The organism is Vibrio sp. vnigr-6D03, from assembly GCF_002835515.1.
GTDB lineage: Bacteria > Pseudomonadota > Gammaproteobacteria > Enterobacterales > Vibrionaceae > Vibrio > Vibrio penaeicida.
In genome coordinates this window covers 119,542-132,002 of sequence record NZ_PIZL01000020.1, presented here as the reverse complement: position 1 = coordinate 132,002, position 12,461 = coordinate 119,542, and the positions used below count along the sequence as shown (strand labels likewise).

Genomic DNA, 12,461 nt, shown 5'->3' with positions numbered 1-12,461 from the left:
CAGCATAAAACCGCGCATTTATGCAGTCTCAGCCTTATTATTTTCTTCACGAAGCGCACGTCTTAAGATTTTGCCCACGTTCGTTTTGGGCAAATCGTCCCTGAATTCGATAATCTTAGGGATTTTATAGCCTGTAAGATGTTCGCGACAATGGCTGATCAATTCGTCTTTCGTTAAACTCGGATCTCGTTTAACAACGCAGATCTTCACCACTTCACCAGAGACTTCATGTGGTTCACCAATAGCAGCAACTTCCAGTACTTTTCCGTGTAACGAGACCACATCTTCAATCTCATTTGGATACACGTTAAAACCAGAAACCAGAATCATGTCTTTCTTGCGATCGACGATATGAAGGAAGCCTTCCTCATCAAACTTGACGATATCGCCTGTCGATAGCCAGCCTTCATGGTCGATCACTTCTTTAGTGGCTTCCGGTCGCTGCCAGTAGCCCTGCATAACTTGTGGGCCTCGAACTTGAAGCTCGCCAACCTGATCATTTGGCAATACGTTGCCTTCATCATCAATAATTCGAACATCGGTAGAAGGAACAGGTAAACCGATCGCACCGTTATATTCCGTTGAATCATGAGGGTTTGCGGCAACTAATGGTGCACATTCTGTTAAGCCGTACCCTTCCAGCAGGAATCCACCGGTAATGTCTTTCCATTTATCGGCCACGGCACGCTGAACAGCCATTCCACCACCGACGGCAATGCTCATACGGCTGAAATCCAACTCTTTAAAATCTTCATTGTTCACTAAAGCATTGAATAACGTATTCACGCCCGTAATCGCGGTAAACGGATATTTTTGAAGTTCTTTTACGAAACCGGGAATATCACGTGGGTTCGTGATCATTAGGTTTCTTCCACCCAGCTCAATGAACAGTAGGCAGTTCACGGTAAGCGCAAAGATATGGTAAAGCGGCAGTGCGGTTACAACTAACTCACGACCTTCACTTAACACAGGACCATAAGCCCCTTTCGCTTGCATGACATTTGCGAGCATATTGCGATGAGTCAGTACCGCGCCTTTTGCTACGCCTGTTGTGCCACCTGTGTATTGCAAAAAGGCAATATCATCACCAGACATAAATGGCTTCACATATTGCTCTCGGCGGCCTTTTCGAATCGCTTTACGGAATGAAATGGCATTGGGCAAATCGTACTTCGGTACCATGCCTTTCACATATTTGACCACGAAATCGACCAATGTCCCCTTCGCGCGAGGAAGCATCTGCCCAAGGCTGGTTAAAATAACGTGTTTGATTGGCGTGTTATCAACGACTTGTTCTAACGTATTCGCAAAGTTAGAGACAATCACAATGGCTTTCGCGCCAGAATCATTTAGCTGATGTTCAAGTTCACGTGGGGTATATAACGGGTTAACATTCACGGCAATTAAGCCCGCTCGTAAAATACCGAATAAGGCTATCGGGTATTGCAGCAAGTTAGGCATCATGATCGCTACACGATCGCCTTTCTTCAATTTAAGTTCATTTTGTAAATAAGCGGCGAATGCGCGACTGCGTTCCTCTAACTTTCGGAACGTCATGACTGACCCCATGTTCATGAAGGCAGGCTGGTCGGCAAACTTATGTACCGATTGCTCAAACATTTCCACTAGCGATGGGTAGTTGTCTGGGTCAATGGTTTCTGGTACATCACTTGGGTAACGTGTTAGCCAAACTTTATCCACAAATAAACTCCTCAAATTCGACTGGCTGATGGTTGTAGCCGAGTTATTACAGCACAGTCATTCGTGTTGTGACACGAAATAATCAAACACTTGTTTAAATTTTGTTAACCAAATCCATAATCAGCGCGCTGACCTTTTCTGGATGCTCTAGATGACAGTGGTGCCCTCCAGGGATAGACACCCATTTTTCAAAAGGTTGCGATCCTTTCTCGTCTTTTTCCCCCTTCTTTAGTAAATAGGGGGCTTTCAAAGACGCAAAACCACTTTCACCCAAAATGATCAAATGCGGGCATTCAATATTATTGATAATGTCGTTTCGCTGCTGCTCGCTCATTCGGTACAAAGAATCGCATTTAAGCTTTTCATCATGTCGCCAATACCATTGCCCGTTTTTTTGCTCTAAAGCTCGGTAGGTCATCGGTCTAATAAGCGCTTGCGCTACTTGAGTATTAATTGAACGAATGCGAACAGCATCTTCCGGATCGGATAAACCTTTCGGTTTCTTTTCTCGATATCTATACCGACTTAATACACCGGTACGCAACCGTTGTGTTGAATTTTCAGAAGATTCAGAAAGCGGACCGTATCCCTCAATTTCAACCAAAGCTGTCACCTTTTCAGGAAACGCGGCACTATAGCAACTTGTAATCAATGCACCAAGAGAATGCCCAATCAAAATGGTTTCTTTTGCTGAGAAATTCTGCAAAACACCATGAAGATCGTCTATATAATCGTGAAACGGATAAAAATTGTCCGCTCCTTTATCTGTAGACAATCCATGACCAGGCAAATCAATCGCCACTAAATGCAGCGTTGGATCAATCCGGTTTAGTGCTTTCATCACTCCGGTAAAGCTTTCTGAGTTATCCATCCAGCCATGAACAAAAACGACCGTCTTCGCGGCCGTTTTTGCTTCACCTAATTCTAGCGAGGCAATCGTAGAATGACTGCCTAACACATATTGATGAGATTTCATTATTTCACTTCTTGAATCACTTTAGCTCGGCTAGAGCCCATTCGGCTTGACCGACAGTTGATGCTATAACAAGGGTAAAGATAAGAATCAAAGTCGTGGACAATCACAGATTCTTCAACGCGCCACAAATGCATGCCATACGCATTCATAACAGGGAATGTATAGTCAAACTCCCCGACCTTACCTTGCTCGGTAGGCTGAGATTTTCCAACAACAGTAACCAGCCGACCTTCAGCATAAGTCACAGGGTCGATAAAGCCATCGATGTAAGCAACAAAGCGGCCATTTGCGTCAGTACTTATATCGGGTTTTCCAGTTTTGTTGATAGGAAGGTTGACTATTTCAACACGAGATTTATCGGCTAGATTGGTGACTGTGGCGATCATACCGCCTAGGCGAACATCGGCGGTGCCTTCATGAGCTGCGAAAATTGGGTAATCCGTAATAACCTCTTCAGATTGGGCGGTAAGTTGCTCGGGCAAGCTTGAGCAGGCAGAAAGTAGAAATACGGAAAGAATAAATAGACAACGGCGAACCAACATAACATGCTCCGTTAATGAGAACTGATATCAACTATATCAAACTGTTACACCCAAGTAACGTCAATTAGCTATTCGAAGATAAGAACCTACGACCAAGCAAAAGCGAGTAGTATTGAGGAAAATTAGATATAAATATCGACTCCAAGAAGCTGTGCAAGTTCCTCCTTTTTCGCTTGATTCATGACACCCATGTATTCTTCCATCGCCTTGCGAGTACGTCCTTCAGGCAAGTCATATTCTATCTGGGCGCGGTGTATCTCCGACTCATCAACATGCCTGATGGTTTGAGCAACGGCATTCGCCACCTTAGTCGGTTGGCTGACGGGTTGTTTTCCCTGTTCTTTCTTTACCTTAGACTGCTTTTGCGTCTTATTGGTATTAGGGACAACAACTGGAGGTAATCCATTAATGGAAGCCATAGATGTCCTTTTTAGGGTCCGTTGACCAGAGCCTTACAACCTTTTGGTTATGAGGCTCTCTCGTTTATTCTTTACCTGGTAGTTTCTTCCAAGTAACGTTGTCTCTTAGGTATACTGGGCTGGAATCTTCCACCGCCACTGTATTGCCTTTTGCGAATTCGAACTGTGCTAATACCACCATGTCTTGCGCGTCTGGGTAAAGCACATCGCTGCCTTCTGTATCTAGAGGCAAAGACTCTAGCCCTTCAGAATACGCACCCCAACCGGTTCCGGCTTGAGTCCAAACGTTTTCATCCCGCTGTAAGTTTTCCGCTAATACCGCTGGAGGTACGACACATTCAGGTTCTTGCTTCAACCATTCGCCGTTTTCTTGACGCACATAGCGCCCCCAGTAAACTTCGCTCATTCGGGCATCAATTGCACTGGCAACATGGTTTTTACCATACAGGCGGTAACACGCTTGCGCCATGGCTTCCATCGTGGATACACCAATCATAGGCAAATCCGCACCAAATGCTAAACCCTGTGCAATACCGATGCCAATTCGAACACCGGTGAAGCTTCCCGGTCCACGGCCAAATGCCAACGCATCCAAATCTTGCAGAGTAATATTGGCTTCTCTGAGTACTTCATCGACCATTGGTAGCACTTTCTTAGTGTGGTCTCGCGGGGCGACTTCACTTCGTGCGTACAATTTTCCATCCACAATCAATGCAACAGAACAGTTTTCTGTCGCGGTGTCTAAAGCTAGGATTTTCGCGCTCATTTACGCCTCAGTTATTCATTTATCTATTTGGGGTTTTAGTTGAAACCTATCCAACCTGAGTCAAAACACTTCTTTTCATTCAGAACATGTCTCTTGGCTCAAAAATTGGTTAACGACATCTAAATCCCGTGTTCTCGGTATTGGTGGCAAACTTTGCAAGAAGACTGCCCCATAATCACGTGTGACCAGTCGGTTGTCACAGATGATCAGTGCACCTTGGTCTTTTTTATCTCGAATCAGACGCCCGACCCCCTGTTTAAGGGTAATCACTGCATCGGGTATTTGAACCTGATTGAATGGTTCTCCCCCACTCAATCGACAATCTTCAATACGTGCTTTGAGCAAGGGATCATCAGGTGCAGTAAAAGGAAGTTTGTCAATAATAACACAGCTCAATGCGTCACCTCTAACGTCGATCCCTTCCCAAAAAGCTCCTGTTGCCACCAGCAAGGCATTGCCCAGCTCTAAATATTCAGCCAGTAATTTTTGCTTAGTTGTTTCACCTTGCATCAGTACAGGTATCGACAGCTGCTCACGAAATCGTTCTGCTAAGTCGCGCATCATACTGTGAGAGGTACAAAGAAAAAAGCATCGTCCACCGTTCTTCTCTATTACAGGTCCCAGCATTCTCGCTAAGCTTTCAGACATTCCGGGGCTGTTTGGCTCCGGAAGGTATCTGGGAACACACAGCCGCGCTTGTTGTTGATAATCGAATGGACTTGGGAGCGAGAACTGCTGTGGCGGCTCTAAACCTAAGCGATGGGTAAAGTGGCTAAAGTCATCTTGTACCGCTAATGTGGCTGAAGTGAATATCCACGCCCCCTGCTTCATCTCCACTTGTTCACGGAATTTCTCGGCGACAGACAAAGGGGTAATGTGTAATGAAAAGTGACGAGGAGTACATTCAAACCAATACGAGTAGCCAGTAATATCGACTTCGCATACCCGATCGATTCGTGCTTTGATTGCGTTCGCTCGCTCAAAAGCCGCATCCAGCAGTTCGCTTCGCCCTAACGCAACTTTTAGCACCTCAATGGCGAGTTCCAACACATCAAGCAAACGTGTGATCTCACGCTCTATTGATGGCGACTTCATCGCTTCTCGCCAGTTTCCGCGAAAACCTGGGTCCCCTAAAACAAGCCTCATTTCCATCGCAGACTGAACCAGACGATCGGCCACTTTCTGCAACTGGCGCATGTCTTTGGCTTCGGTTCGGTACCCTATCTCTATGTCTTTAGACAATTCCTGAATTTGACGGCTGGAAATAGATGAACCGAAGTATTGGCTCGCAATGTCTGGAATTTGGTGCGCTTCATCAAATACAAACACATCTGCTTCGGGAATTAACTCACCAAAACCCGTTTCTTTTATCGCGAGGTCGGCGAGAAATAAATGGTGGTTCACAACAACGACATCGGAATCCATGGCTTTCTTTCGCGCTTTAAGCACAAAACAGTCTTGATAACTTGGGCACTCTTTGCCTAAGCAATTATCGTTCGTCGATGTAATGTCGGGGATAATTGGGCTATCTTCTGCGATATCATCACATTCTCCCAAGTCACCACTTTTGGTCTCGGAAGACCAACTGCGTACTTTCACCAATTGGGTCAGAAGCGTTGAATCTGCTTCTACACTGTGGCTTTCAACCATTTGCCGACTCAATCTATCCAAACATAGGTAATTGGATCGACCTTTTAGCAATGCGACACTGCCATAATAACCAAGGGCATCGACCATTAATGGTAAGTCACGATGAAAAAGCTGTTCTTGAAGGTTTTTTGAACCCGTGCTGATGATGGTTTTCTTACCACTGAGTAGTGCAGGTACCAAATAGGCAAAGGTTTTACCCGTACCCGTTCCAGCTTCTACCACTAGCTGAGATTGGTCTTTGATCGACTTTTCGACGGCACGAGCCATATCCAGCTGGGCTTGTCGGGGCTGAAACCCTTTAATGGCTTTGCCTAACGCACCACTAGCGGAAAAGGTTTTATCGATCATAGGCTCTTAAGGTCTGTTGACCTAGGAATGAAAACAAAGAAGGAATTATACTCAAACAACCCCAAGATGCGACTCCCGAAAGAGAAGTTTTCGTCGGAGATGAGCAAGTAAAACAAAGACGCAAACTCGAAATGAAATTTGCGCCTTCAAGAAGTAACGTTACTGAGTTATTAAACTCTTATCACTTTCGCTGTAAGTATCGCTCCAACCAAGCAGGACCTTGGAAAGTGTCATCAGAAAGCAGAGCGTGTGCCGCTTCAGATGGTGTTGCTTTTTCTTCCCAGAGTTGGTTAAGAAGATCTTCATCTATATCATTATCGCCAACAAGGGTTGTCACTCGTTCTACATATAATCGACGGGCCAACAGCTCTTTATCCATAGCAAATACCTCTCTGATATGCAGGAGTAAAATTCAACGAGTTTCACAGCAGACTCCTGAACGTGCTTATTTTGTTGAAACCACCTCCATAATAGATTAATTATAGACAACATATTGAGGCTCACACCGCGAATTCTTTTTTATAAAGCCCACTCTCGTCTCAAAATGGTATACCCAAGTGGCCTCAAGATGCAGGATTCAGAGCAGCATATTCTGGTCCAATTCAAGGAAAAGAACGCAGCGTAATGACTGGTCCTTTCCAAGTTCTTTGACGATGAAGTGGTACAGAATATGGGCTCCCAAGGGCGAGTTTAATTGGCTTTCATGCTGCGTTACCGACTCTTGATTTAGACTTCAAGATCTTCAAGCCGGTGCCTTGCCTGAAAGCCAATTAATTCTCGCTGAACCAAGCATCTTGAGGTCACTTGGGTATATATTCGAAATTCAAAAAAATATTACAGGAAGTAACCCAAATAATGGAACGAAAAACGCTACTTACACACTGCAACGACGCTCCCGGACTGATATCTAAAATCACTAATATTTGCTATAAGCATCAGCTCAACATTATTCATAACAATGAATATGTTGATAATTCTAGCGGTCATTTTTTCATGCGAACGGAGCTCGAAGGTTACTTTAATGATGAAACGCTATTGCTGGATTTGGATCAGGCGCTCCCTGAAGGTGCAAAAAGAAGGCTTATCGGGCCAGATCGGAAGAAAGTGGTGATTCTGGTTACTAAAGAAGCGCACTGTATTGGTGACATTCTGATGAAAAACTACGACGGCAGCTTAAATATCGATATTGCTGCGGTTGTTGGTAACTATGACACTCTGCAGAATTTGACGGAAAAGTTCGACATTCCTTACCACCATGTTTCTCACGTCGATTTAACTCGTGAAGAACATGAGCAAAAGATGCTGGAAGTGATTGATAGCTACGAAGCCGATTACCTAATCCTTGCCAAGTATATGCGCGTTCTTACGCCAGATTTTGTTCAAAAATACCACCACAAAATCATCAATATCCACCATAGCTTTTTGCCTGCCTTTATCGGTGCAAAGCCTTATCAGCAAGCGTTTGATCGTGGTGTTAAGATCATTGGGGCTACAGCTCACTTCGTGACAAATGATTTAGATGAAGGACCAATCATCAAGCAAGATGTTATTCCTGTTGATCACAATTTCAGTGCCTCTGACATGGCACAAGCAGGTCGGGACGTCGAGAAAAACGTACTTAGCAAAGCGATCAACAAAGTGGTCAATGATCACGTGTTCGTTTATGGCAATAAGACCGTGATTTTGTAAGACGACCGAAAACTCAATTACGTAAAAGCAAACGAAATAAAAAATCAAACGGTGAGCATTCTCTCACCGTTTTTTATTGCTAACAGAATACGTTTATTTTCGACAGGCACTATACTCAAGCTACCTCAGGGTGCAGGATTCAGAGCTCTATCTTCTGTTTCAATTCAAGGAAAAGAACGCAGTGGAATGACCTTGTTCAGACGCAACAACATCTTTCAAAGAGTGAGGATGAAGCTTGATGCAAACTCCCTGATATTTGAATGCTACCGTTGGGTTTGGCAACCTTTCACCTTCTCCCTTCGGACTGGACACTTTTACTTTGATACCCAGTTCGTCGAAGTTAGCGGATTTTTCTTGGAATTTCGGAAAAGTCGAGTTTAAAAAAGCCAAATAATCATTTGCCGTTTTTGCCTCAGATGGGATCACAAACTCCACATGCTCCCATGATTCAACCGGGTAGCTTTTCCCTTCTGCTGGATATGGCAATTCTAAGCACTCTAGAGACCAACCATTTGCCATAAGTGGTTGAGTAAATTCCAATACAATAATGGGTCGACCATTAATTTGAGCACTGGAGATCTCGTCTCCCCATTCCAACCATTTTTTGTGCGCGAATGTTGCCGCCTCTACATCGTTGACTCTTAAGGCAATATGATCTGCTTGATAACCCGATAAGTCTATTCCAATGAGCTCAGAAAGGGTTTGAATTCTTGCCATAAAATCGGGCAGCTGAAGCAGCATATTTTCAGGTAGAAGATCGGAGTGTGACGTCACTTTCGACATGGTGTTCTCACTAAAAGTCTGATTTTCTCGCCATACTAGCAAGATCGAGCTGAAAAGTAGTAAAAATCGCTTTTTTCTGACTACTAGACAATGAAGAAAGTTGATATGATTAACGCCATTTTGTGAACTAGAACAAGTATCCATTCCCCCCACTTCAAATACAGCGGGAATGCATCAAAACAATTCTTAGAATTGAAGGAAGCTCGTGTGAATATCCAAGCACTTATTAACGACAAAGTATCTCAGGCTCTAGAAGCCGCTGGCGCACCCGCAGGAAGCCCTGCTGCCGTTCGTCAATCTGCAAAGGCACAGTTTGGTGACTACCAAGCAAACGGTGTTATGGGTGTAGCTAAAAAGCTAGGCACTAACCCTAGAGAATTTGCGCAAAAAGTGTTGGATGTTTTAGACCTAGACGGTATCGCAAGCAAAACCGAGATTGCAGGTCCTGGTTTCATCAACATCTTCCTAAACGAAGCGTTTTTGGCAAAGCAAGCGGATGCAGCGTTAGCTGATGAGCGATTGGGTGTAGCAAAAGACGAACAAAAAACCATCGTTACCGATTACTCTGCACCAAACGTTGCAAAAGAAATGGCGGTTCACCACATTCGTTCAACGGTAATTGGCGATGCAGTCACTCGTACACTTGAATTCCTCGGGCACAAAGTGGTTCGCGCCAATCACATCGGTGACTGGGGAACGCAATTCGGTATGCTTATCGCTAACCTGGAGCGTGTTCAAAAGGAATCGGGCGAAGTGTCGATGGAACTTTCCGATCTGGAAGCTTTCTACCGCGAATCGAAAAAGCTATACGATGAAGATGAAGCCTTCGCAGAAAAAGCACGTAACTACGTTGTTAAGCTGCAAAGTGGTAATGAGTACTGCGCAGAAATGTGGAAAAAGCTTGTCGACATCACTATGGTTCAAAACCAACGCAACTACGACCGTTTGAATGTATCGTTATCACTGAACGATGTGATGGGCGAAAGCATGTACAACAACATGTTGCCAGAAATTGTCGCTGACCTTAAAGAAAAAGGGTTGGCACAAGAAGATGATGGCGCTCAAGTTGTATTCCTAGAAGAATACAAAAATAAAGATGGCGAGCCTATGGGCGTTATCGTTCAAAAGCGCGATGGCGGCTTCCTATACACCACCACAGATATTGCCTGTGCAAAATACCGCTACGAAAAACTGGGCGCAGATCGCGTACTTTACTTTATCGATTCGCGTCAGCATCAGCACCTTATGCAAGCTTGGACGATTATTCGTAAAGCGGGTTACATCCCTGAAAACGTCTCACTAGAGCACCACGCATTCGGCATGATGCTGGGTAAAGATGGACGCCCGTTCAAAACTCGTGCTGGCGGGTCTGTGAAACTCACCGATTTACTGGACGAAGCAGAACAGCGCGCTGAAAAGCTCATCGAATCCAAAAACCCAGGGTTAGACCCAGAAGAGAAAACCAAGATCGCCAATACAGTTGCCATGGCAGCAGTGAAATACGCCGACTTGTCCAAGCACCGCACGACAGACTACGTGTTTGATTGGGACAACATGTTGGCATTTGAAGGCAACACCGCACCTTACATGCAATACGCCTACACTCGTGTCGCGTCTGTATTCGCAAAAGCAGGTGTGTCGATGGATTCGCTTCAGGGCGAAATCAAAGTGACCGAAGAAAAAGAAAAAGCATTGATTGCTAAGTTGCTTCAGTTTGAAGAAGCCGTTCAGTCTGTTGCTCGCGAAGGTCAGCCTCACATCATGTGTAGCTACTTATTTGAATTAGCGGGTCAATTCTCTAGCTTCTATGAAGCGTGCCCTATCCTTGTGGCTGAAGATGAAGCTGTGAAGCAAAGCCGCTTGAAACTGGCTGCACTAACAGCGAAAACCATCAAGCAAGGCTTATCGCTGCTGGGAATCGAAACGTTAGAGCGTATGTAAGCGAACCAGTAGCTTACGAATATAAAAAGAAAAGCCTCGCAATCGCGAGGCTTTTCAGTATCCATAAACCGAATCAAAACTGAATCAGCTTACAAAGAATTTAATATAATTCCGTTCCATCTGGACGAGTGCGGAGTAAGTTTAAAATCCACATGTATTGCTCAGGACGGTCACGCAAAAGTTCTTCTAACGCATGGTTCATCATTCTGGCATCTTGCTCTTCGTCACCCGTTGGGAAGTTTTCCAACGCTGGTAGAATGAAAAGCTCGAACTTTCCTTTTTCAGCATTGTACGCTGGAATCATCGGCACAACCTTAGCGCGGCTCAGTTTAGCCAGCTTACCAAACCCCTTCAATGTTGCTTTTTCCGTACCAAAAAAAGGAACAAAAACGGAATTGTCGGCACCGTGATCTTCATCGGGTAAGTAGTAGGCCATGTAGCCTTCTTTGATGGAACGTAAATACGGTTTTATGCCTGAATCACGAGGCACAATTCGACCTCCGTAGCGCATACGTTGTACATTCATAAGCCAGTCGCCAATCGGGTTTTTTTGCGGTCGAATCATAATCACCACATCATGCCCATAAGAAGAGAAATACATTCCAGTGTAGTCAATTGCCCAGCAATGAGGGACTAGTGCGATTATCTTTTCACCATTCTCTAATCTAGGGAAAAGATACTCTCCTCCAAACACTTCGCCACGGCTCTGATTGTATTTTTTGCTCCGCACCGTCAATTCTGCGTACCCAAGAAAAAACTGCGCTGCGACTTCATACATTTTCTCAAGCAATTGCTGTCTTTCATCTGCTGATTTTTCAGGGTAGCAGAGCTCTATATTTTTCTTAGCTCGGCGCAGTGCACCTGAATTGCGTTTTGAAAAGAAACGAGACAACCAAGCCGCAAATTTATCGCGTGGGCGATGTGGTACAAAAGCGAGCAATAAAGCAAATCCAATACCTATCCACGTTGGCCAGTATTTCGGATGCAAAAACGACCATTGAAACTTAGGATCATATAACTGTTTTTCGATGTTATTGCTCATTCGACCATTAAATCTATCTTAGGATTAGGCGCGATATGATATAACAAAGGCAATTCAAAACAAACGACAGATAACTATGGCTTTTTCACTGCATCCTCAACTAGACAAAGACACCAGTTACCTTGGCGACTTTCCATTATGTCGCGTCCTTTTACATAAAGATGCCACGGTGCCTTGGGTCATTCTTGTTCCTAGATTCGATAATTTAACCGAGTTGCATCATTTACCTATGCCTAAGCAGCAGCAATACCTTGTTGAATCTCAATTGGTTTGCGAGGCGATTGAAGCGCTATTCACCCCAGATAAACTCAATACCGGTGCGCTTGGAAATATGGTGCCACAATTGCATCTTCACCACATTGCTCGATACAAACATGATGCTGTTTGGCCAAAACCAGTATGGGGGAATACTTCTGGTGAGTTTAGAGATGAGAAATCGCAGCTAGACATGGTTAGCCTGATACAAAACTATCTTTCAAAGTCAGACATTTTTTCTACCGCTTCAGAATAAACACTACGTTAAAATAAACATCGTGCCTGATTAAAAAACGTAATAAAAGAAAAGGAGCATACCGAAAAAACCTTGGTTATTGGTATTGCCCCT

12 protein-coding genes are annotated in these 12,461 nt (G+C 44.4%); 3 read left to right on the top strand and 9 right to left on the bottom strand.

Features of this window, described 5'->3' with window-relative positions:
* Nucleotides 1-18: 18 nt before the first annotated feature.
* The 7 genes from fadD to CW749_RS17415 form a co-directional block, all read right to left on the bottom strand.
* Nucleotides 19-1,701 carry a long-chain-fatty-acid--CoA ligase FadD gene (gene fadD / locus CW749_RS17445; RefSeq protein ID WP_101113550.1) on the bottom strand — a complete coding sequence of 561 codons (1,683 nt, stop codon included), beginning with the start codon at nucleotides 1,699-1,701 and terminating at the stop codon, nucleotides 19-21.
* Nucleotides 1,702-1,795: 94 nt separating this feature from the next.
* Nucleotides 1,796-2,677: an alpha/beta hydrolase gene (locus CW749_RS17440; RefSeq protein ID WP_101113549.1), complete on the bottom strand. Its 882-nt coding sequence runs from the start codon at nucleotides 2,675-2,677 to the stop codon at nucleotides 1,796-1,798.
* Nucleotides 2,677-3,219 carry a Slp family lipoprotein gene (locus tag CW749_RS17435; protein ID WP_101113548.1) on the bottom strand — a complete coding sequence of 181 codons (543 nt, stop codon included), beginning with the start codon at nucleotides 3,217-3,219 and terminating at the stop codon, nucleotides 2,677-2,679. Before CW749_RS17435 ends, CW749_RS17440 begins: the two co-directional genes overlap by 1 nt.
* 122 nt (nucleotides 3,220-3,341) lie before the next feature.
* Complete coding sequence (locus tag CW749_RS17430; RefSeq protein WP_101113547.1) at nucleotides 3,342-3,638, bottom strand: chromosome partitioning protein ParA; 297 nt, start codon at nucleotides 3,636-3,638, stop codon at nucleotides 3,342-3,344.
* Nucleotides 3,639-3,702: 64 nt separating this feature from the next.
* A complete protein-coding gene (tsaB, locus tag CW749_RS17425; RefSeq protein ID WP_101113546.1) occupies nucleotides 3,703-4,404 on the bottom strand; it encodes a tRNA (adenosine(37)-N6)-threonylcarbamoyltransferase complex dimerization subunit type 1 TsaB in 702 nt (233 codons plus the stop codon).
* Between the two features lie 75 nt (nucleotides 4,405-4,479).
* Nucleotides 4,480-6,402, bottom strand: coding sequence for an ATP-dependent DNA helicase (locus tag CW749_RS17420; RefSeq protein WP_101113545.1), 1,923 nt, complete (start codon nucleotides 6,400-6,402; stop codon nucleotides 4,480-4,482).
* Nucleotides 6,403-6,583: 181 nt separating this feature from the next.
* Nucleotides 6,584-6,781: a hypothetical protein gene (locus CW749_RS17415; RefSeq protein WP_101113544.1), complete on the bottom strand. Its 198-nt coding sequence runs from the start codon at nucleotides 6,779-6,781 to the stop codon at nucleotides 6,584-6,586.
* 476 nt (nucleotides 6,782-7,257) lie between these two features.
* On the opposite strand from CW749_RS17415, the gene purU reads away from it, so the two are divergent.
* Nucleotides 7,258-8,091 carry a formyltetrahydrofolate deformylase gene (gene purU / locus CW749_RS17410; RefSeq protein ID WP_101113543.1) on the top strand — a complete coding sequence of 278 codons (834 nt, stop codon included), beginning with the start codon at nucleotides 7,258-7,260 and terminating at the stop codon, nucleotides 8,089-8,091.
* A gap of 159 nt (nucleotides 8,092-8,250) precedes the next feature.
* Here purU and CW749_RS17405 read toward each other — a convergent pair whose 3' ends face one another.
* Nucleotides 8,251-8,874, bottom strand: a complete 624-nt coding sequence (locus CW749_RS17405) for a VOC family protein (RefSeq protein ID WP_101113542.1) — start codon at nucleotides 8,872-8,874, stop codon at nucleotides 8,251-8,253.
* A 207-nt stretch (nucleotides 8,875-9,081) separates the two neighbouring features.
* On the opposite strand from CW749_RS17405, the gene argS reads away from it, so the two are divergent.
* Nucleotides 9,082-10,815 (top strand): arginine--tRNA ligase, encoded by a 1,734-nt coding sequence (gene argS / locus CW749_RS17400; protein ID WP_101113541.1) that lies wholly within the window; start codon nucleotides 9,082-9,084, stop codon nucleotides 10,813-10,815.
* Nucleotides 10,816-10,915: 100 nt separating this feature from the next.
* Here the strand turns inward: argS and lpxM are convergent, their stop codons facing one another.
* Nucleotides 10,916-11,857 carry a lauroyl-Kdo(2)-lipid IV(A) myristoyltransferase gene (gene lpxM / locus CW749_RS17395; protein WP_101113540.1) on the bottom strand — a complete coding sequence of 314 codons (942 nt, stop codon included), beginning with the start codon at nucleotides 11,855-11,857 and terminating at the stop codon, nucleotides 10,916-10,918.
* Between the two features lie 76 nt (nucleotides 11,858-11,933).
* On the opposite strand from lpxM, the gene CW749_RS17390 reads away from it, so the two are divergent.
* A complete protein-coding gene (locus CW749_RS17390; protein ID WP_101113539.1) occupies nucleotides 11,934-12,368 on the top strand; it encodes an HIT domain-containing protein in 435 nt (144 codons plus the stop codon).
* Nucleotides 12,369-12,461: the final 93 nt, after the last annotated feature.

Coding starts and splice junctions, on each gene's coding strand:
- CW749_RS17415 (WP_101113544.1), bottom strand. CDS start 6,781: ATGGATAAAGAGCTGTTGGCCCGTCGATTATATGTAGAACGAGTGACA.
- CW749_RS17435 (WP_101113548.1), bottom strand. CDS start 3,219: ATGTTGGTTCGCCGTTGTCTATTTATTCTTTCCGTATTTCTACTTTCT.
- purU (WP_101113543.1), top strand. CDS start 7,258: ATGGAACGAAAAACGCTACTTACACACTGCAACGACGCTCCCGGACTG.
- CW749_RS17390 (WP_101113539.1), top strand. CDS start 11,934: ATGGCTTTTTCACTGCATCCTCAACTAGACAAAGACACCAGTTACCTT.
- CW749_RS17430 (WP_101113547.1), bottom strand. CDS start 3,638: ATGGCTTCCATTAATGGATTACCTCCAGTTGTTGTCCCTAATACCAAT.
- CW749_RS17440 (WP_101113549.1), bottom strand. CDS start 2,677: ATGAAATCTCATCAATATGTGTTAGGCAGTCATTCTACGATTGCCTCG.
- CW749_RS17420 (WP_101113545.1), bottom strand. CDS start 6,402: ATGATCGATAAAACCTTTTCCGCTAGTGGTGCGTTAGGCAAAGCCATT.
- lpxM (WP_101113540.1), bottom strand. CDS start 11,857: ATGAGCAATAACATCGAAAAACAGTTATATGATCCTAAGTTTCAATGG.
- CW749_RS17405 (WP_101113542.1), bottom strand. CDS start 8,874: ATGTCGAAAGTGACGTCACACTCCGATCTTCTACCTGAAAATATGCTG.
- tsaB (WP_101113546.1), bottom strand. CDS start 4,404: ATGAGCGCGAAAATCCTAGCTTTAGACACCGCGACAGAAAACTGTTCT.